The following is a 19301-nucleotide window of genomic DNA, read 5'->3' as shown; positions in this document are numbered from 1 at the left end:
ACAAAGAGGCGAGCATGAGCGCATCGATGGAGACCGAAAAGCAAACCGCGAGCGCGTGGTTTCGCTCGTTGCGCGATGAAATTGTCGCGGCTTTTGAAGGGCTTGAGGATACCCATGCCGAAGGCCCCTTTGCCGATCAAACGGCGGGGCGCTTTGAGGTGACCGAGACCAAACGCGCCAGCGCGGATGGATCTGACGCGGGTGGCGGCCTGATGTCGGTGATGCGCGGCGGACGCGTGTTTGAGAAAGTCGGCGTCAATGTCTCCACCGTTTATGGCGAATTGGGAGAGCGTGCGCAGGCAGCAATGGCGGCGCGCAAGGGCTTTCCGGAGATGAAGTCCGACCCGCGTTTTTGGGCCTCTGGAATCAGCCTTGTGGCGCATATGCAAAACCCGCATTGCCCGGCTGTCCACATGAACACGCGGATGTTCTGGACCCCGCACGGCTGGTGGTTTGGCGGCGGATCCGACCTTAATCCTTGTCTTGAATATGATGCGGATACGGCGCATTTCCACGCCGTTCAGAAGGCGCATTGCGACAAGCATGGCGAGGCAGAGTATCCACGGCTAAAGGCTTGGGCAGACGAGTATTTTTACATTCCACACCGCAATCGCGCGCGTGGTGTTGGCGGCATCTTTCTGGATGATCACAACACTGGTGATTGGGCGGCGGATTTTGCGTTTATCCAGGACATAGGTCGGGCATTCCTGCCAGCCTTCCTGCCGCTGATTGAAAAACGCCGCGTGCAGGCATTTGGTGATGCGGAGAAAGACGCGCAGCTGGTGCACCGCGGGCTCTATGCCGAATACAATCTCGTCTATGATCGCGGCACCAAGTTTGGGCTTGAGACTGGCCATGATGCCAACGCGGTCTTGATGAGCCTGCCGCCGCTGGCAAAGTGGGTCTGATATAAGAAAAGCGCCGGCGAGGACCGGCGCTTTTTTGTTTTGTTCAGGTGGATATTGACGATCAGCGCCAGTCAAAGAAACCGGGCCCGCCGCGTTTAAGCAGTTGCGCTGCCATGGCTTTTCCGAGCTCTGCGCCATCTTCGATTGGAGCGGTCTGGTCGTCGCTGAGGCTTTCAGATCCATTAGGCCGCAGGACTTCACCGCGCAGGCGGAGCGTGGTGCCATCAAGCTCCGCAAGGGCAGCAATCGGCGTTTCACAAGAGCCATCGAGCGCGGCCAGGAAAGAGCGTTCCGCGGCAAGGCGCTGGCCGGTTGGCGTGTCGTGGATCGCCTCCAGCATCGCGGCGGTGTTCATATCCTCGGCGCGGCGCTCGATGCCGATGGCGCCTTGGGCGACGGCGGGCAGCATATCTTCGGGCTCAATGGCGCTGGTGGCGACGTGGGACATCTCCAAACGGTTGAGGCCCGCCATGGCCAAGAAGGTGCAATCCGCGACATTGTCAGAGAGTTTTTTCAGGCGGGTCTGCACGTTGCCGCGGAACTCTACCACATTGAGATCATTGCGGTAATTCAAGAGCTGAGCGCGGCGGCGCAGACTGGATGTGCCGACCGTTGCACCCTCAGGCAGATCCGCCAGAGAGGCGTGGTTGGGCGACACAAACGCATCGCGGGTGTCTTCGCGGGGTAGGTAGGTGTCAAGCAGCAGGCCGTCGGGCTGCAGGACGGGCATGTCTTTCATCGAGTGGACAGCGATGTCGATGCTGCCGGCCAGCATGGCCTCTTCGATTTCCTTGGTGAAAAGTCCTTTGCCACCCAGCTCTTTGAGCGGTTTGTCTTTGGCGATCAGCTGTGCGTTGTCACCGGATGTGGTGATCACCACGATCTCAAACGCGGCCTCTGGCAGATCAAAGGCAGCCATCAATCTGCGCCTAGTTTCATAGGCTTGCGCCAAGGCGAGGGGGGAGCCACGGGTGCCGATTTTCAGCGTCGAGTCGGGGGAGGGCAATGTCACGGTCATAGGCGCAGGGATAGCCGCGACAGGGTGTCCTGACAAGCGCTCTGGCCTTGACATCTTGACGCTGGTGCCAGACGACGAAGGCGACACATTGGAAAGGGGAAACCATGGCCGAGAAGACGATCCTGCGCGCATTGGCGGGGGAGACGCTGGACACGCCGCCGATCTGGATGATGCGGCAGGCGGGGCGCTATCTGCCGGAGTATCGCGCCACGCGGGCGCAGGCGGGTGACTTTCTATCCCTTTGTTATAACAGCAAATTGGCCGCTGAAGTGACGCTGCAGCCGATCCGTCGTTATGGCTTTGATGCCTCTATCCTGTTTGCTGACATCCTGCTTTTGCCGCAGGCGTTGGGGGCGGATTTGTGGTTTGTCACGGGGGAAGGTCCACGGCTTTCCACAATCGAAAAACAGGCGGATTTTGACAAGCTGAAACCGGCCAGTGAAATCCACCAAACCCTTGATCCTGTTTATGAAACTGTTCGAATCCTGCGGCAGGAACTGCCCAAGGAAACCACGCTGATTGGCTTTGCCGGAGCGCCCTGGACGGTGGCGACCTATATGGTTGCGGGGCGGGGGACGCCTGATCAGGGGCCAGCGCATAAGCTGAAGGACGAAAATCCTGAGTTGTTTCAAGCGATTATAGATCGTTTGACCGAAGGGACCATTGATTATCTGTCCAAGCAGATTGAGGCTGGGGCGGAGGTTGTGAAGCTGTTTGACAGCTGGGCGGGCTCTCTTAAGGGGGCAGATTTTGACCGCTATGCCCTTGAACCTGCTAATAAAATCATTGCTGAGCTGAAGGCGAAACATCCGGATGTGCCGATCATTGCCTTCCCGCGTGGCGCGGGACAGCGCTATGTGGGCTTTGCCAAGGCGACGGGGGCGGATTGTGTGGCGCTGGATGACGGTGTGACGCCGCAATGGGCCGCAGAGCACGTGCAGATTGACGGCTGTGTTCAGGGAAATCTCAAGTCTTCCCATATGGTTACAGGTGGTCAGGCGCTGGTGGATGAGACTCGTAAGATTGTCGATGCCTTCAGCAAGGGGCCGCATATCTTCAATCTTGGCCATGGCATCACACCGGATGCGGATCCGGAAAATGTGCAGCTGATGATCGACGCGTTGCGTGGGCGCTGAGCCCGCGTTAACCACGTTTTTGAACGTCGGTATTGCGTCTGTATCGCGACGGTATTGCGGAGGTGCGTTTTTGCGCGCCTCTTTTTTGTTAGTGGACCGCGCGTTGCCAGCTGGCAAACAGCTCTATTGACGCCCGGCCTTGGCCAGCTCCGCCAGAATCTCCGCCGTATGTTCCCCACGTTTGGGGGCAGGGTTGATCTGCGGCACCTTCCCATCAAAACGCGGAGCAGGGGCGGCTTGCAGATTGCCGTCCGGATGATGCCAGACCTGACGCGCGGCCATATGCGGAGACTGCGCGCTTTCCTCGGGCGAAAGCACCACGGCGACGCAGGCATCAGAGCCGGAAAACAGGCTGTCCCAATGCAGGCGTGGCGCTGACAGAAAGAGATCGGACAGGCGCGCGGTGAGCTTGGGCCAGAGGGTGGCGTCGTGCTGGCGGGCAAATTCCGGATCGTCGCTGAGACCCATTCTCTCCAGAAATTCGGCGTAGAACTGAGGCTCCAGACATTGCACGGAGACATGGCCGCCATCGGCGCAGACGTAGCTGCGGGACCAATGCGGACCGTCCAGCAGGCTGTGGCCACGCTCCATCGACAGGCCACCACCCTGACGCAGGGCCATGAGCAAGGTCATCATATGGGCGGAGCCATCGACAATGGCGGCGTCCACCACGGTGCCCTGTCCGGTGCTGCGCGCGTTGAGAATGCCGGAGAGGATGCCGATCACCAGATAAAGTGCGCCGCCGCCGATGTCGCCCACCAGCGTGGCGGGGGTGATGGGCGGGGTGCCGGGCTCTGAGGCATACCAAAGCGCGCCGGATTGAGCGATGTAATTGAGATCATGCCCCGCGGTCTGGGCGCGTGGTCCGGTCTGGCCCCAGCCAGTCATACGGCCATAAACCAGCGCGGGATTGTCGGCGTGGCACTCGGAAGGGCCAAGGCCCAAGCGTTCCATCACACCGGGACGAAAGCCTTCGATCAAAGCGTCGGCGGATGCGATCAGCGCCATGGCGGAGGCGAGATCCTCCGGGTCTTTCAGATCAAGCGCGATGGAGCGTTTGCCGCGGTCGAGCACGGATTGATCCGCGGTGATTGCGGCGGCGGTTTTGCGGTGGATGGTGATGACATCCGCGCCAAGGTCCGCGAGCAGCATGGCGGCGAAGGGGCCGGGGCCGAGGCCTTCGATTTCGATGATGCGTGTGCCTTGGAGCATGTGTGGTCCAATCATGAGAGCCGAGGGCTGCATAGTCCCGCGGGGTGGTGCGAATGCGCCGCCCCACCAAACCTAAGGTTTGTCTCCGACAAAACGGGGCGGGACGGCGCAGCCCGACTTGCAGTCGGGCCTTTTTAGGTGCCGTTCAGACCACCGCCAACCGTCAGGGTCTGGCCGCTGACATAGTTGCTTTCGGGGCAGCAGAAGAGATAGACGCCATCGGCTGCTTCTTCAGGTGTGCCGGGGCGGCCCAGCGGCACCATGGCGGCAAACCCGGTGGCGACTTTTTCGGGGATGCCGATGCCGACAGTGTTGCCATCCACAGTGATGGATTTCTTCTCGTTGGTGGCCTCGGTGAGGCGGGTTTCGATATAGCCAAAGGCGACGCAGTTCACGTTCACCTTAAAGCGGCCCCATTCTTTGGCCAGTGTTTTGGTGAGGCCCAGTACGGCGGATTTGGCCGAAGCGTAGTTGGCCTGACCCACATTGCCGCCTGTGCCCGCGATGGAGGAGATGTTCACCACCTTGCGGAAGACCTCCTGACCGGCCTCAGCCTCCTGGGTGGCCGCGCCTTTGATGAAGCCAGAGGCGGCACGCAGGATGCGGAAGGGCGCTTTGACGTGGACATCCATCATGGCGTCAAACTGATCGTCGGTCATATGGCCGATGAGGCTGTCCCATGTGTAGCCGGCATTGTTGACGATGATGTCGATGGCGTTCCATTTGGAGACACCTGCGCCGATGAAACGTTCGGCAAAGCCATCCTCGGTGACGGAGCCAGGCACTACAATGGCCCTGCCACCAGACGCGGTGATTTCATCGACCACGGCCTGCGCGGGGGCTTCTTCGAGATCGTTGACCACGACATTGGCGCCTTCGCGGGCGAGTTTCAGGGCGACAGCGCGGCCGATGCCATTGCCTGCGCCGGTGATATAGGCGGTTTTGCCTGTCAGCTTTCCTGAGAGTTTGCTCATTTTTGAGGGTCCTTAGTCGACGTCCAGCGAGCGGGCGATCACTTCTTTCATGATCTCATTTGTGCCGCCGTAGATCTTTTGTACGCGGGCGTCGGTGTAGAGCTCGCTGATTGGATATTCGGACATATAGCCATAGCCGCCGTGCAGCTGCAGGCATTCATCCACAATTTCGCATTGGGTTTGCGTGCCCCACCATTTGGCCATGGCGGCCTTTTCAGCGGTGAGCTGGCCTGCGTCGAGCTCGGCCAGGCATTGATCGCAGAAGGCGGCCAGCAGTTCGATTTTGGTGGCGCATTCGGCAAGCTTGAAGCGGGTGTTCTGAAAATCCATCACACGTTTGCCAAAGGCTTTGCGCTCTTTCACATAGGCCAGCGTATGGTCCAGCGCGCATTGGGAGGCTCCAAGCGCCATATAGCCGAGGATCAGGCGCTCCCATGGGAGCTGTTTCATAAGCTGGATGAAGCCCTGGCCCTCTTCTGTGCCCAGAAGGTTGGTCAGCGGGACGCGCACATCCTGAAAGGATAGCTCTGCGGTGTCGTTGCGTTTCATGCCCATCTTTTTGAGGCAGCGGCCAACAGAGAAGCCTGCGAGGCCCTCGGTTTCGACAATGATGAGAGAGACGCCCCTGCCTTTGGCGGTTGGGTCGGTTTTGGCGACCAGCACGATGAGGTCTGCGGATCCGCCATTGGTGATGAAGGTTTTCGACCCGTTGATCAGATATTCATTGCCGTCGCGGATCGCGGTTGTTTTGACCGCCTGCAGATCGGAGCCTGTGCCCGGTTCGGTCATGGCGATGGCAGCGACTTTGCGCCCGGTCGCGAGATCGGGCAGCCAGCGGGCCTGCTGCTCTTCAGAGCCGAAGGCGGTGATGTAGTGGGCGGCAATGTTGTGGACAGAAACGCCCCAGCCGCTGTCCCCGGCTTTAGTCTGTTCCAGAAAGGTGATGGCGTCAAAGTGGCGCGAGAGGCCAAGGCCGCCGTGGGCTTCGGGGAAGGTGGCGCCGAGGATGCCAAGCTCCCCGGCTTTGCGCCAGAGGTCTTTGGGGACAACGCCCGCCTCTGTCCAGGCAGCGTTGTTTGGGGTGACCTCTTCGGCCATGAAGCGTTTGACGGTGTCGGCGAAAGCGGTGTGGTCCGCCGTCATCCACATGTGGTTGGGCATGTGCGTTCCTTGTGGGGTTAGCTTGGGGTGGCGCAGACTTTGGCTTCGCCGCGCAGGGTTTGGGTGCCGTCGTCAATATGGGCGGCCAGTTTGAGGGTCAGCAGCACGCGGCCGTGTTGCTCAAAGCGATTGGTGACGGTGCCGGTGCAGGTGACGGTTGCGCCCACCGGGGTGATGGCTGTGAAACGGCTTGAAAGCCCGCGCAGGCGGTCCTGACCGGCCCAGTTGGTGACCAGGCGGCCCAGCTGCGCCATCGACAGCATGCCATGGGCAAAGACATCGTCCATCCCGGCGTTGCGGGCGAAATCCAGATCAATGTGGATCGGGTTGTGATCGCCAGATGCGCCGGCATAGAGCGCAAGGGTGGTCCGGCTTATGGGGCCGAAGGTCAGCGGGGGCAGGGTGTCACCCACTTTGGCCGTGGTCGGGGTGATGCTCATGGACTGTCCTCCTCTGGCAGGCGGTGGATGAGGCTGCGGCTGGCTTCCACCAGCAGGCCGCGGGTGGGGTGCAGGATGCGGGTGGTGATATGGGCGATTTCCAGCGCGCCGCCTTTGGCATCGGTGAAGTCGGTGATCTCATTTTCGACCTGTACCGTGTCGTTGGCATACATCGGGCCGTGATAGGTGTAGCTTTCGGTGCCGTGCAGCAAAACGCGCAGATCGCCGTTGATGCGGGCGAGGATGTCTGGCTGGCCTGCGCGGCGGGCCTGTTGATCTGCCAGGGTGCCGACCACCACCGCATAGGTGGCGGGGGCGAGGATGTCGGGGTGGCCTGCGGCTTGTGCGGCTTTGGGGTTGAGGTAGATCGGATCTGTCTCGCCGATGGTTTCGGCAAAGAACTGCAGCGCGCCGCGTTCGAGCGTGACCTCGATTGCGGGTGTCACTTGGCCTTTGGTGGTGCGATCAAAAATACCCATTTGCGTCACGCGGCTTGATAGAGCGTGACGACGCAGGCGCCGCCGAGGCCGAGGTTGTGCTGCAGCGCGGTGCGCGCGCCCTCCACCTGCCGCGCCTCTGCGGTGCCGCGCAATTGGTGGGTCAGCTCATAACATTGTGCCAGACCGGTGGCGCCGAGCGGGTGGCCCTTGGACAGCAAGCCGCCTGACGGGTTGGTCACAAAGCGGCCGCCGTAGGTGTTGTCGCCATCTGCGATGAATTTCTGAGCGGTGCCTTCGGGCGTGAGGCCCAGACCCTCGTAAGTGATGAGCTCGTTATGGGCAAAGCAATCATGTAGCTCGACAACGTCCACATCGTCGATTGCAATGCCGGAGGCCTCCTGCACCTGCTTAGCGGCAGCTGCGGTCATGTCGTAGCCGACAACTTGCATCATATCGTTGGCTTCAAAGGTTGAAGCATAGTCGGTGGTCATGGCCTGTGCTTTGATCTGCACAGTGGTGTCGATGCCGTGTTTGGCGGCAAAGCTCGGGGAGCAGAGGATCGCAGCGGCGCCACCACATGTGGGCGGGCAGGCCATCAGGCGTGTCATGACACCTTCCCACATCACGGGCGCGGCAAGCACCTCTTCGGCACTGACCTCTTTGTCAAACAGCGCCAGTGGATTGCGGGTAGCATGGCGCGATGCTTTGGCACGGATTTTGGCAAAATCGGCCAGCTCTGTGCCGTGTTTCTCCATATGCGATTTGCCTGCACCGCCAAAGTAGCGCAGTGCCAGCGGCACGTCGCCATGACCGACAAGGGTGTCGCAGGCCGCGTCAAACGCATCAAAGGGTGTGGGGCGATCTGTCCAGTGGCTGGTCAATGCGCCGGGCTGCATCTGCTCAAACCCGACGGCCAACACACAATCAGCCACCCCGCTTTCAACGGCCTGACGCGCCATATAGAGCGCGGTGGAGCCGGTGGAGCAGTTGTTGTTTACATTGATGATTGGAATGCCGGACATGCCAACCTGATAGAGTGCTTTTTGCCCGCAGGTGCTGTCGCCATAGACATAGCCAGCATAGGCGTGCTGTACATCGCTGTAGCTGAGGCCGGCGTCTTTCAAAGCCGCGCGCACAGCGGCGGCGCCCATTTGGTCGTAACTGTCCGATGCTCCGGGTTTGGCAAATTTGATCATGCCAACGCCAGCAACTATGGCGGATGTGCCCATGGTGTTTCTCCTTCTTCGGCCCCGCATGCGGAAACCTGCGCCAGTATCGGATTGACGGAGATATCTTTCAAATTCAATGTTGTCGCGAGCTATTCCATAGAGGAATGGGTTTGCGGCGCAGTCTGGCTTATGACTGCGGAGAGGAGAGATGCGATGAATCTGACAAAACTGCGCTATGCGGTGGCGGTGGATCGTCAGGGGGCCATTTCGGGGGCTGCGCGGGCATTGCATGTGACACAATCGGCCGTGACCAAGGCGCTGGCGGATGTGGAGCAAGAGGTTGGTGTCGCGCTGTTTAACCGCCATGCGCGCGGGGTGACAACAACCGCAGAGGGGCGGCAGTTCATTGATCGCGCCGCGCGCATTCTGGCGGATGTGGATCAGCTGTCAGCGGATGTGAGCGTGGCACGCCAGTCCCGTGAGCAGGTGTTGCGTATTGGGGTCGCGCCGAGTTCTCTTGAGGGGCTCATGAGTCGCGCGGTTTGGTCGTTGGTCAGCGAACACCCTGATGTGCGCGTGCATTTGCGCGGGACGCTTTTCGAAGCGGGGCTTCAGTTGTTTCGACAGGGTGATATCGACGCGCTGATCGGGCCTGCACGGCCTTTGATGGCAGAAGCCGGAGCGCGCACCGAGGGGTTGCCGCCACTGAAGGCCTTGTTTTTTGTACGCCGTGGTCACCCCTTGGTGGGGCGGGCCGTCCTGGCCGAAGATATGGCGCGCTTTCCCTTGATTGTGCCTGAAACCAGCGGGCCCTATGCGGAACCGATCCAGCACGTCATGCAGCAAAGCGAAGGTGATCCGTTGCGCCGCGTGCACATCATGCAGAGCTTCACCATGGCCGCTGGGGTGATCGAGCGCAGTGAAGCGGTGGGGATGGTGGCGGACAGCTATGCCCAAAGCCGACAGTTCCGCTCTCGGTTTGAGGTGCTGGATTTTCCAGAGCAAGATCCACTGCCGATGGCGGTTGCGTTTCGCAGTGGCGGGCACCATGGCCGGGCGCTGGGCTGGTTTTTGCAGGCGTTGCAGAAGTTTCCACCCTCGACGGGCGTAGACATGCCGAAGCCATAGCAGCTTATTCGGCGGCGTCTGAGGGCATGTGATCCATCAGCGCGGCGCGGGTTTTTTTCCAGACTGCGGGCAGCGCAATCAGCGCATCTTCAAACGCGGCGGGATCCTGCGTTTTGGCGGCGCTGTCGGCTGCGACCAGTTGGGCGTGCAGGTTGCGCGCGCCAAACACGGCGGAGGCTCCGGCCATATTGTGGCACATTTTTGCGACCGCAGCGGCATCGCGGTAGGGATCCGTTATTGCGCTTTGCAATGCGTCGCCTTCGTCCAGAAAACGTGTGAGCAATCTGGCAAAGGTGTCTAGGGGCAGGCCCTCGCGGTTGTTGTTCAGCGCCTTTGCGTCGACCAAATCATCGGGGGCGACGCTGTCTTCCTCGGGGGCCTCCGGATCGGGCGCGGTGGCGAGCGTTTGCAGCGTTGTCTCGAAGGCGGCGCGGTCCAGAGGTTTGGACAGAAAGCCATTCATGCCTGCCTCTGCGAGGCGAGCGCGTTCTGTGGGCAGGATATTGGCGGAGACCGCAATGATGGGCGTGTTTTTGTTTGGGCCGCTGCCCGCGCGGATGGCGAGAGTGGCCTGCAGCCCGTCCATGACAGGCATGGCGATGTCCATCAGAATGACATCAAAGCCATTGAGTGTGGCGCGTTGAACAGCCTGGGCGCCATCTGCGGCTGTCACCACCATATGACCGGCATTGCGCAGCATTTCTTCGGCCAGTTCACGGTTGATGGCATTGTCTTCGACCAGCAACACGCGGCGTTTGATCTGTTCTTTCGGGCGCTGGGTTTGCGCGGTTTGCGCGGGGCGGCGGCCGGGCGCCATGGGCAGGCGGACCCAGAACACACTGCCGTGGCCAATTGTGCTTTCCACCCCAATGGTGCCCCCCATGGCGGTGACGATGCGGCGGGCGATGCCAAGCCCCAAACCGGTGCCGCCGGGCACCATGCCCAAGCCTGTGTCTGCGGTGACAAAATCCTCAAACACCTGATTGACGCGATCTTCGGAGATGCCAATACCAGTGTCTGAGACCCGGAGCTCAATAACGGGCGTGCCGTCAATGCTTTCGGGCAGGGCCTCTGCTTCGACGGTGATGGCGCCTTCTTGGGTGAATTTGATCGCGTTTCCGATCAGGTTGAGCAAGACCTGCTCCAGCGCGGCACGATCGGTGCGCACCCAGACCCGTGGCGTGCCTTCCCAACGCCAGCTTAATGCATTGCCGCGCGCAGAGGCGGCGCTGAGCTGGCTGTCGACCAGCTCCTGCAGCAGGACGGACAGATCGGTGCAGGCCAGTGAGATGTTGAGCACACCGGCCTCATGGCGCGCGATGTCGAGCACGGTGTCCACGTGGCGCATCAGAACGCGGCCGGAAATTTCCATATTGCGGATATAGCGGGTTTGGCTGGCGTCGAGTTTGGTGTCATTGAGCAAGCTGAGATTGCCCAGCATGCCATTGAGCGGCGTGCGGATTTCGTGGCTCATCACCGTGAGGAATTCCGCTTTGGCGCGTTCCCCTGCAAGGGCCTGATCGCGGGTTTGGACCAGCTCTTTCTCTGCGGCGACGCGGTCGGATATGTCGTGCATGAAGCCGAGGAAAATCCGCTGGCCGTTTTCCTCGGCCATTTCGACAGAGATTTCGCCGGGAAAGACCGTGCCATCGGCGCGTTTGAGATCGGTGCGCACGCGGCCACGGCCCGCAAAATGCCCTGATCCGCCATTGATCATGCGTTTGAGCGCCGCTTTGTGCATGGCGTGCGTTTCATGAGGCGCAATGAGATCCACCACGTTCTGGCCGCGGATGTCTTCGAATTTGTATTGAAAGATGTCTTCGCAGGCTTTGTTGAATTCGATCAAGCGGCCAGCACTGTCGGTGACCAGAACCCCGTCCAGCGAGGTGGTCAAGATGGTGCTCATGCGGTGGTTGGCTTCGGATAGGGCCTGACTGTGCTGGCGCGACAGCCGGTATATGTTGAAGACGTGGATCACCAGAGCGACCAGCGCAATGAGGAGCAGGACGATCAAGGCGGTGAGGCGGAGCAGCGTTTGGGTGACGGTGGCGCGCTGTCGGTCGCTCAGTTCCGCAAAGAAGGTGAGGCCCTTCAGGGAGAGGGTGCGGGTGTCATTGCGCAAGTTTTCGATGTCTTGGGCCAGCAGGGGCAGGGCGGTGCGCAGTTCGGCGTTTGGCGCATCGATGATGGGCAAGGCGCCGCGCACCATGGTGTCGACACGCGCCAGCGCGGCTTCAAACTCAGGCACAGAGGTGAGGCGCTGATAAACCGGGGAGGAGACAATGGTGGTGACGCGGCTGTAGAGGATGTCATAGCGCAGCCGCAGGCGGGACAGGTCGTCTTCGGGACTGAGCATGGCGGTTTCGATGGCGGCGGTGTAGTCGCGTGTTTCGAGCTCCACCTGAGATAGCGACCACTCCACGTTGTCAGAAGCCTTTGCACGCACCTCGCGAAAGTTGGAGATGACCTCGTAGGCGGTGTAGGTGGAGAACACAGTCAGGACGGTCGCAGCAATGATCAGGCCGATGCTCAGGCCGCGATGCCAGGGGGAGCGATCAGGTGACGGCTGCGTGCGTGCAGGATGCGCCGACTTCTTTGGTTCAGAGTTGCTGGGCCGCTCAGATTGCAAACGCACGTCTTGCTCCTTCAAACCGAGTGGGGGAGGCCTGAATTCTGCGCCTCTTCAAATGACAAAACGCACCTTAAAGGTGCGTGTGGGACATAAATTATGGCGTTACAGCCTTTTAGATGCACGGGCCTTGCGCAGAATTTAGTCGATCACTTCAATCCTGTCGAGTTGCCAGATGCTGCGTGAGAACACCTGAGATGTGCGATACTTCTCGTCTGAGTCAAATGGGTAGATCACCCACAGCGGACCTTTGTCCCGACGGTGCATGGGAGATCCATTCATCTCATATGCCAAAATCGGGTAGGTATCTTCGAGGGATTCAACCGGAATTTCGATGGTGTAGTCATTGATTGCGGATGCCCGAAGCGTGTTGCCTGAAGACCCCAATTCTTCAAGCAACAACGCGACAGGTACACCCGTGAACATAAGGACCCCCTCGGTCCAAATGGTCGAGGTCGAAATGGACACTGCAGGTAATTCCCGCATCATGTCCAAATCGAACTGAGCTGTGCCGTCGACATTGTGTTTGTCGATCGTGCCCGACACAGTCAGAATGACGCTTCCAGATGGTGTATCCATGGCGTCGTCAGCCCAAAGGGCTGTCGTGAGTGGTAGCAAAAAACTGAGTGCAAGCGTCAAAACTGAAAATTGTTTAGATCGCATAATACTGCTGCCTCGATTGCTTGCGTTAAGTGTTAACCGCTTGAAATAGATGGCGCACGTGCGAATGAGGATAAGTACTCTATACAAATGGGTAGGTTTGTGGTTTGACCTCGCGTAAGCTGATAGTTGTGCGAAACAGAATCTTTATGGTTGAGAAGTCATTAAGCATGCTTCCCATAAGCAGGTTTCGGTTCGCACTAATTCAGCGGGCTGTGACCCTCGACCCTTGATTTGAGTTGCTGAGGGCGGAATATATCCGCCAGGTACGTCGGAGTGTAATGTTGAAGATACTGATTGCAGATGACCACGATCTTTTGAGAGACACGTTGGTGGCCTTTATTGAATCATCTGCGGAGATGACCTCTGTTGCGGCATCTGACCTGGATGGGGCGCTTGCTGCCTTGGAAGGGCCGGATCGCTTTGATCTTGTATTGTTGGACTACAATATGCCGGGCATGTGTGGCTTGGACGGTTTGAAACGCGTTCTGGCGCACCCCGCTGCGCCGCGTGTGGCGCTGATTTCTGGCGAGGCGCCGCGGGATGTGGTGCATCGTGCGATGGCAGCTGGTGCCGCGGGCTTCGTTCCTAAGACGCTGGCTGCAAAATCACTGATCAATGCCATTCGATTTATGGCGGCAGGGGAACAATTTGTTCCTGCTGAACTTTTGACGGAAGAGCCAGAGACCCAACAGCAACATCCAATTGCGCAGAAGTTGACCAAACGCGAGATGCAAGTTCTGGAGGGGCTCGCCGAAGGCAAGGCCAACAAAGAAATTGCGCGCGATTTGGATTTGTCAGAGCCGACCATCAAGCTGCATGTCAAAAATCTGTATCGAAAAATTGGCGCAGCCAATCGCACGCAGGCGGCCTTGATTGCGCGTGAGGCGGACCTGTTTTAACCTTTTGCAGAGGCGTCAGCCCTTTTTGGAAAAGGAATGCCAAGCCTGCTTTTAGGGGTGATGCGATTTTGCCGCAAATTTTCCTCAACTTTAACATTTCGTACGGCTCATAGGTTTTTAAGACATTCCGTGCGTTATGCCGCACGAACAAACCACCTTTTGGAGAATGAGCATGCTGACGCGCATTTTGGCTTCTGTTTTGATGATTGGCGTGACGGCACACGCTGCTTTGGCGGAAGGGCGCAGCTATCTTGGGTTTGGCAATTTGCTGGTCAATGACGCAATTGGCGATGGCAAAGACCGGTGGCGCAGTGGCTCTTATGGCACCAGCCGTGTCTGGGGATATGGCTGGGATGGGGCCTTGCCTGAGGCCGCCGGTGATATTCTGGAGTTGCGACTGGGCGGCGAAGTGATCGCCCCTGAATCCATCACAAATCCTGCGCCCTCCGATCGCCCCTTTGCCGGGATGCTGAGCGCGGGGGTTCACACCCATTTCCAGCGTAGCGGAACCGAGTTTGCTCTTGGTGGCGATCTTGTGGCGATCGGGCCGATGACAAAGCTGGATGAGTTTCAGAACGCTATTCATAATCTGATCGGGATTGATCCGTCCTCGCCGGAGGTGCGTGCGATGCAGATCCCGAACACCTGGCGCGTGCGGGGAGTGGCAGAGATGGGGCGCGAGATGCGGGTGGGCGGGCAAACCCGTTTGCGCCCGTTTGTCGAAGCGCGTGCAGGCGACGAGAGTCTTGTGCGGGCAGGGTTCGATGTGACCATCGGCAATTTCGGCGAGGGAGAGCTGTTGGTGCGGGATTGGGTGACGGGTCATCGCTACCGCACGATTCGCAACCATCAGGCGGGGTGGAGCCTCGTCGCTGGTGCGGATGTGGCCCATGTTTTTGACAGTGTCTATCTGCCGGAAGCGCGCGGGTATGAGCTGGAAGACATGCGCAGCCGGGTGCGCGCCGGCGTGCATTGGCGTGGCGAGAAACACCATGTGTTTTATGGGCTGACGTGGCTTTCAGAAGAGTTTGCAGCGCAAGATGGGTCCCAGCTTGTTGGGGCGATCAAGCTCGACTTTAAGTTCTGATTTTGACCTGTCTTGTGGGCGGGCGGCATGTAACCTTCTGGTTTACCGATCAGAATCGGGTGGAAAACTGCGTTCGATTTTGTTAACCTGCCGTTAATAAAAAAATACAAGGCAGGTAATCGGGCAATGAAGACGGGCTTTCGTGGCACGTTTGTCATCTCCTGGTCACAGACAGAAATAGACGGCCAAAAGGCCCCACCTTTGCAAGCACTGGGCACAGGTGCGGTGTGGTCTTGGTCACGAGATGCCGTCCGCGTGGACGGCCCGACGGCACTATTGCGTCTGGATCGAGGCGAAGAAGGGGCAAACATCCGCAAACGGGCGGCGCATATGGTGCGCCGACTGATTGGGGCAGCGGTTCACACACAAGACACAACGCCAGCATTGGAAGACATCGTGGTCGATGATCCATTGATGGAGGGGGGCTTTGTGGTGACGGATGGCACTGAAAGTTTCACCGCCACGGTGATAGAGGTGCCAGGGAGCGCCCCTTTGTTGATGTTCTTGGATGAACTGCCTCCGAAAGGGCGCCCGTTGTGGGTGGTGCATCAGACCCTGAGTGCGTTGCAGCGGCCACGCACTGACACGCACGGCGGGGTGATTTGTTTCACGCCAGGCACGCGCATTGCGACGCCCATGGGGCCGCGGCTGATTGAGGAGCTGCGCGAGGGCGACTATGTGCAGACCCGGGACAATGGCGCACAGGCGGTGCAGTGGATTGGCAGCCGTCGCATGACGGGGGCGCGTCTGTTTGCCATGCCGCATCTGCGCCCCATTCGCATCCGCCCTGGTGCGCTGGGCATTGAACGGCCGGATCAGGAGTTGCTGGTGAGCCCGGAGCATCGCATGCTGGTGCGCGGGCGGGCGGCGCAGGCGCTGTTCAATGTGTCTGAGGTGCTGGTGGCGGCACGGGATCTGGTGAATGGCCGCACGGTGGCGGTGGATGCCGCGTTGCGCGAAGTGACCTATGTGCATCTTCTGCTGCCAAGCCACGAGGTGATCTGGGCCAATGGTGTGGAGACGGAGAGCTTTCACCCGGCCAGCGCCGCGATGGACAGCCTCGCACCTGACGATCGCGCGCGTTTGCGGGCCCATCTTCCCGACTTGGTGGACGATCCGCACAGCTATGGGGCCTATGCGCGGCGCAATTTGACCACCAGTGAGGCGGCTATTTTGCTGCATGATGCCGCCTGAGTTATTGGGCGCCATTGGTCTGACGCGCCAAGGACCCCGCCGTTTGCGCGGGGTTTTTTATGTGATTTTTTACTGAGAGCTGAGATCCTGCGCCAGCATGAAGGCATTGTTGTCCGGATCATAGAAGGTGGCCAGTTTGACCATCTCCGGGATTTCCTGCGTTGGGCCATCAAAGCGCACGTTCGCGGCCTCAAGCGCGCTGCGGGCGGCCTCCATGTCCTCAACCCCAAAAACAGGCACACAATTGCCGGGCTTGGGCTCGGACTGCTCCCCCATGCCGAGGATCACACCGTCGGTTTTGGTGTTCAGTTCGCTCCAGCCCACATCATCAAGATGATAGCGGAGCGTGAAGCCGAGCTTTTCTTCAAACCAGGCGGCGCTGGCGTGGCGGTCGCTGACGGAAATCGACAGGGTGATGATGTTGGTCAATGCGGCGAGGGCCATGGGGTGGGTCCTTATGATGTCATGATGTCTTGTGAAATTTGGAAAATAAAGTAACTATACTTTATGGACATTAATCTGCTTGTCAAGCTGACCTCCCGCGCCTGGGCGCTCGACATTCTGGCGCATCTGCATCGCGGTGTGCCCGGACGGCAGGCGACATTGCTGGCGGCCACTGGGGCGGGGCGCACGGCCTTTGGGGCCAGTTTGCAGCATCTGATGGCGCTGGGTCTGGTGGCGCGCAATCCCGGGCACGGGCATCCGCTGCGGCCTGAGTTTATTCTGACGGCAGAGGGCAAGGCAGCGGCGGCAAAGGCGGATGCGGTTTTGCGGGCGGCAGAGGTAAGCGCAGCAGGGCTGCTGCGCAAAAGCTGGACCGTGCCGGTGCTGGCGCTGGCGGCGCGGCCACAACGGTTTTCCGGTTTTAAGGCTGAGTTGGGGGCGATCACCGACCGGGCGCTCTCCACCTCTTTGCAGCGGCTTGAGGCGCAAGACTGGGTGGCGCGGGAGATTGACCTGTCAGACCGGGTGCCGTTTCCGGTCTACCGCGCGGTGAATGCGGGTGGTCAGATCAGTCGGGTGGTGGGGCTTGTGGCTTAGGGCTCTGGGCAAATGGTCATGGTGGCTTCCATTGTTGCCTCAACGTCCTGTTTGTACGTGGTGCTGGTCGGGTCCAGTGTTTTCATCGCTTCAAAAGCTTTGTCGAATCCCATGCAGAACATGTGATCGATTTTTTGGAAAATTATGGTGTACCCTTTTGAGGCGTCAGCTTCCGACGTGTGGGCGACTAGGGCCATCGTCTGGACGATTTCGCGACGCTCTTTCGGCGTGGGGTCCAGGCAGTTGATCAACGCCAGTTGAGCCTCGGTTTGTGCCATATGGTTTGGCGTGTGAAACTTCGGTTCTTCAAGAGCGAGGAAGCGACCCACAAAGTCGTCGGTTACGATGATCAGAAGGAAAGGGCGATGCAAAATCGTGTTCTGGCTTGGTGTGCTGCCAAAATCGCGTACAGCTATTTGGTTATTTAGGGGATCCAGAAGATTTTCTAGGTAGGCTGGCGGCCTAACCGAGTTCAGCGCGGCCCATTCGGTTGGGCAGATCTGTTGTGCGAGATCGGCGTATGTGGGAGGGGCGGGCTGCATGAGCGCCGTCGCGACGGTGTAGCTCAGCAAAAACACAGCAAGCGATGCAATGGCGCGTTTCATAGAAGACCTGTTTCAATCAATGCGCGTATCTTCTGGCGCGGCTCTCCGGCATAAGTAGGGAGTAATTACGGCGGTTTTGCAGAGCACAGGGGGGGTGCCATTGCCGCATCCCACTCCCCGCTTGACTCCCCCAGAATCCCCCGTATAAGCGCGCATTCATTGGTGTTGGTGGCCCTCGCAAGAGGAACCCTGTCACGTCGGCCAAATCCGGCGGGAGGACAACGCCCTTCGAAAACCTGAACGAAGGAGATCAGCAGATGACAAAAAGAACTGCTGCCAAGTACAAAATTGACCGCCGGATGGGCGAAAACATCTGGGGTCGTCCTAAATCCCCAGTCAACCGTCGTGACTATGGCCCAGGCCAGCACGGTCAGCGCCGCAAAGGCAAGCTGTCCGACTTCGGCACCCAGCTGCGCGCAAAGCAGAAGCTGAAAGGCTACTACGGCGACCTGACCGAGAAACAGTTCCGTCGCATCTATGCCGACGCTGAGCGTGTAAAAGGCGATACCGGTGAAAACCTGATCGGCCTGCTGGAAAGCCGTCTGGACGCGGTTGTGTACCGCGCGAAATTCGTGCCGACCGTATTTGCGGCACGTCAGTTCGTGAACCACGGCCACGTTCTGGTGAACGGCAAACGCGTGAACATCGCGTCCTACCGTGTACAAGAAGGCGACGTGATCGAGGTGCGTGACAAGTCCAAGCAACTCGCCGTGCTGCTGGAAGCTGTTCAGCTGGCAGAGCGCGATGTGCCTGACTACATCGATGCAGACCACTCCAAAATGACCGCGACTTTCGTGCGCAAGCCAGCTCTGTCTGACGTGCCATATCCGGTTATCATGGAACCAAACCTCGTCGTGGAATTCTACGCGAAGAACTAATCTTCGCCGCGACAGTTTCGAATTTCTGGAGAACCCGCCCTTGTGGCGGGTTTTTCTTTGTCTGGACTGGGCAGAGGGCGGGTGAGCTCAAGATGCGAAATTTGTCCAGTCACAATGGCGGTTAACGCGCTGAATTCTTTTTACAATTTTAGAGGTCTGATTGTCAGAATCTTAAAGAAATGCAACCTTGGGCCTATATTTAACGAGGCAGCATTGGGGGCTGCGCCGGATCGACAGCGATGCAAAGGAGAGACAGCATGGTCGAAGCGGTTGGAATTTTAGGCGAGACCACGGGGTGGCAGGGGTTGAGTGCAACGCAAAATGCGATGTTGCACGCGGCACTTGCCAAATACAGTGGGCAGGCACCGCAGGTGCCGGTTGAGAGTTCGAAAACAGAGACGGTTCAGCCCGTGCAGCAGGCGCAACAGACGGCGCGCACCGCCAATGAGGCACAGCGCAATCGCACAGTGGATGGCGCGGTGATGACGGCGATCCGCTCTGCGGTGGCGAGCTACCAACGTGCAGACAACGGCAATTTTGCTGAGATCCTGAAGAGCAAGCTGACAGATGCTGGCATAGATACCAGCAAATCGGTGGTCGACTACTACACCTAAGATCAGTTTTTTAAGGCGTGAGAGAAGGCGGTGTCTGCGGATGCCGCCTTTCTTTTGTGGCGGATGCGGTGGCAAAGCCACAGCTGGGTGCCGGGTTGAGGCAAA

20 protein-coding genes are annotated in these 19301 nt (G+C 59.2%); 9 read left to right on the top strand and 11 right to left on the bottom strand.

Annotation, left to right across the window (positions count from 1 at the left end; genetic code table 11):
- Window positions 1-14 precede the first annotated feature (14 nt).
- Window positions 15-908, top strand: coding sequence for an oxygen-dependent coproporphyrinogen oxidase (hemF, locus tag J7413_RS13215; protein ID WP_209098924.1), 894 nt, complete (start codon window positions 15-17; stop codon window positions 906-908).
- A gap of 61 nt (window positions 909-969) precedes the next feature.
- On the opposite strand, the gene hemC is transcribed toward hemF, so the two are convergent.
- Window positions 970-1926 carry a hydroxymethylbilane synthase gene (hemC, locus tag J7413_RS13210; RefSeq protein ID WP_209099152.1) on the bottom strand — a complete coding sequence of 319 codons (957 nt, stop codon included), beginning with the start codon at window positions 1924-1926 and terminating at the stop codon, window positions 970-972.
- Between the two features lie 104 nt (window positions 1927-2030).
- On the opposite strand from hemC, the gene hemE reads away from it, so the two are divergent.
- The gene (gene hemE / locus J7413_RS13205; RefSeq protein WP_209098922.1) at window positions 2031-3062 is read left to right on the top strand and encodes a uroporphyrinogen decarboxylase; all 1032 of its coding nucleotides are present in this window, start codon (window positions 2031-2033) and stop codon (window positions 3060-3062) included.
- A 123-nt stretch (window positions 3063-3185) separates the two neighbouring features.
- Here the strand turns inward: hemE and J7413_RS13200 are convergent, their stop codons facing one another.
- The 6 genes from J7413_RS13200 to J7413_RS13175 form a co-directional block, all read right to left on the bottom strand.
- Window positions 3186-4274, bottom strand: a complete 1089-nt coding sequence (locus J7413_RS13200; protein ID WP_209098920.1) for a CaiB/BaiF CoA-transferase family protein — start codon at window positions 4272-4274, stop codon at window positions 3186-3188.
- A gap of 134 nt (window positions 4275-4408) precedes the next feature.
- A complete protein-coding gene (locus tag J7413_RS13195) occupies window positions 4409-5248 on the bottom strand; it encodes an SDR family oxidoreductase (protein ID WP_209098918.1) in 840 nt (279 codons plus the stop codon).
- A 12-nt stretch (window positions 5249-5260) separates the two neighbouring features.
- Window positions 5261-6409 (bottom strand): acyl-CoA dehydrogenase family protein, encoded by a 1149-nt coding sequence (locus J7413_RS13190; RefSeq protein ID WP_209098916.1) that lies wholly within the window; start codon window positions 6407-6409, stop codon window positions 5261-5263.
- 17 nt (window positions 6410-6426) lie between these two features.
- A complete protein-coding gene (locus J7413_RS13185) occupies window positions 6427-6849 on the bottom strand; it encodes a MaoC family dehydratase (protein ID WP_209098915.1) in 423 nt (140 codons plus the stop codon).
- On the bottom strand, window positions 6846-7328 hold the full coding sequence (locus J7413_RS13180; protein ID WP_209098914.1) for a MaoC family dehydratase N-terminal domain-containing protein: 483 nt from the start codon (window positions 7326-7328) through the stop codon (window positions 6846-6848). Before J7413_RS13180 ends, J7413_RS13185 begins: the two co-directional genes overlap by 4 nt.
- Before the next feature lie 5 nt (window positions 7329-7333).
- Window positions 7334-8518, bottom strand: coding sequence for a lipid-transfer protein (locus tag J7413_RS13175; RefSeq protein WP_209098913.1), 1185 nt, complete (start codon window positions 8516-8518; stop codon window positions 7334-7336).
- A gap of 153 nt (window positions 8519-8671) precedes the next feature.
- On the opposite strand from J7413_RS13175, the gene J7413_RS13170 reads away from it, so the two are divergent.
- Complete coding sequence (locus tag J7413_RS13170) at window positions 8672-9586, top strand: LysR family transcriptional regulator (protein WP_209098912.1); 915 nt, start codon at window positions 8672-8674, stop codon at window positions 9584-9586.
- A 4-nt stretch (window positions 9587-9590) separates the two neighbouring features.
- Here J7413_RS13170 and J7413_RS13165 read toward each other — a convergent pair whose 3' ends face one another.
- Entirely contained in the window at window positions 9591-12221 is a 2631-nt protein-coding gene (locus J7413_RS13165; RefSeq protein WP_209098911.1) for an ATP-binding protein, read from the bottom strand.
- A gap of 135 nt (window positions 12222-12356) precedes the next feature.
- Window positions 12357-12794 carry a molybdopterin-dependent oxidoreductase gene (locus J7413_RS13160; protein WP_209098909.1) on the bottom strand — a complete coding sequence of 146 codons (438 nt, stop codon included), beginning with the start codon at window positions 12792-12794 and terminating at the stop codon, window positions 12357-12359.
- 365 nt (window positions 12795-13159) lie between these two features.
- Here J7413_RS13160 and J7413_RS13155 point away from each other — a divergent pair, with 365 nt between their 5' ends.
- The 3 genes from J7413_RS13155 to J7413_RS13145 all read left to right on the top strand — a co-directional run bounded on the left by J7413_RS13155 (window position 13160) and on the right by J7413_RS13145 (window position 16058).
- The gene (locus tag J7413_RS13155; RefSeq protein ID WP_209099150.1) at window positions 13160-13777 is read left to right on the top strand and encodes a response regulator transcription factor; all 618 of its coding nucleotides are present in this window, start codon (window positions 13160-13162) and stop codon (window positions 13775-13777) included.
- 172 nt (window positions 13778-13949) lie between these two features.
- A complete protein-coding gene (locus J7413_RS13150) occupies window positions 13950-14864 on the top strand; it encodes a lipid A-modifier LpxR family protein (RefSeq protein ID WP_247743512.1) in 915 nt (304 codons plus the stop codon).
- Window positions 14865-14990: 126 nt separating this feature from the next.
- Window positions 14991-16058 carry a Hint domain-containing protein gene (locus J7413_RS13145; RefSeq protein ID WP_209098905.1) on the top strand — a complete coding sequence of 356 codons (1068 nt, stop codon included), beginning with the start codon at window positions 14991-14993 and terminating at the stop codon, window positions 16056-16058.
- 69 nt (window positions 16059-16127) lie between these two features.
- Here J7413_RS13145 and J7413_RS13140 read toward each other — a convergent pair whose 3' ends face one another.
- Window positions 16128-16502, bottom strand: a complete 375-nt coding sequence (locus J7413_RS13140; protein ID WP_209098903.1) for a VOC family protein — start codon at window positions 16500-16502, stop codon at window positions 16128-16130.
- Window positions 16503-16565: 63 nt separating this feature from the next.
- Here J7413_RS13140 and J7413_RS13135 point away from each other — a divergent pair, with 63 nt between their 5' ends.
- The gene (locus tag J7413_RS13135) at window positions 16566-17099 is read left to right on the top strand and encodes a winged helix-turn-helix transcriptional regulator (RefSeq protein ID WP_209098901.1); all 534 of its coding nucleotides are present in this window, start codon (window positions 16566-16568) and stop codon (window positions 17097-17099) included.
- Here J7413_RS13135 and J7413_RS13130 read toward each other — a convergent pair.
- Window positions 17096-17704, bottom strand: coding sequence for a hypothetical protein (locus J7413_RS13130; RefSeq protein ID WP_209098899.1), 609 nt, complete (start codon window positions 17702-17704; stop codon window positions 17096-17098). The two genes, J7413_RS13135 and J7413_RS13130, sit on opposite strands and share 4 nt — an antisense overlap.
- 257 nt (window positions 17705-17961) lie before the next feature.
- Between J7413_RS13130 and rpsD the strand changes: the two genes are divergently transcribed.
- Both rpsD and J7413_RS13120 read left to right on the top strand, forming a co-directional pair.
- Window positions 17962-18582 (top strand): 30S ribosomal protein S4, encoded by a 621-nt coding sequence (rpsD, locus tag J7413_RS13125; RefSeq protein ID WP_209098897.1) that lies wholly within the window; start codon window positions 17962-17964, stop codon window positions 18580-18582.
- Between the two features lie 257 nt (window positions 18583-18839).
- Window positions 18840-19196, top strand: coding sequence for a hypothetical protein (locus J7413_RS13120; protein ID WP_209098895.1), 357 nt, complete (start codon window positions 18840-18842; stop codon window positions 19194-19196).
- Window positions 19197-19301: the final 105 nt, after the last annotated feature.

It is taken from the genome of Shimia sp. R10_1 (genome assembly GCF_017744095.1).
Lineage (GTDB): Bacteria > Pseudomonadota > Alphaproteobacteria > Rhodobacterales > Rhodobacteraceae > Shimia.
This window is presented reverse-complemented; position numbering and strand designations above follow the sequence as displayed.